The following is a 267-nucleotide window of genomic DNA, read 5'->3' as shown; positions in this document are numbered from 1 at the left end:
AATTATAAAGGCCAACAAAAACGAAAAACCGGATGTCATCCTGGTGGAAGGACAAGGAGCATTAAGCCACCCGGCATATGGCAGCTCTTTTAGTATTTTAAAAGGATCGCGTCCTAAAGCGGTAATTTTGCAGCACCCGCCAAAAAGAAAGGTTTTAGGGGACTTTCCTTTTATGAAGATGCCATCACTTCGAAGTGAGTTGGAACTTATTGAATATGTTGGTCATACAAAGGTTATTTCGATTACCCTAAATCATGAAGGCATGAC

General features: G+C 40.8%; 1 protein-coding gene. It reads left to right on the top strand.

Features of this window, described 5'->3' with window-relative positions; all coding sequences use genetic code 11:
• The coding region (locus RYX56_RS22830; protein WP_317124186.1) for a DUF1611 domain-containing protein at window positions 1–267 on the top strand (267 nt) is incomplete at both ends.

Origin of the sequence: Alkalihalophilus lindianensis (assembly GCF_032843265.1) — a bacterium.
Lineage (GTDB): Bacteria > Bacillota > Bacilli > Bacillales > Bacillaceae_D > Alkalihalophilus > Alkalihalophilus lindianensis.
Note: the sequence above shows the minus strand (reverse complement) of the source record. Positions and strands in the feature narration are given on the sequence as shown.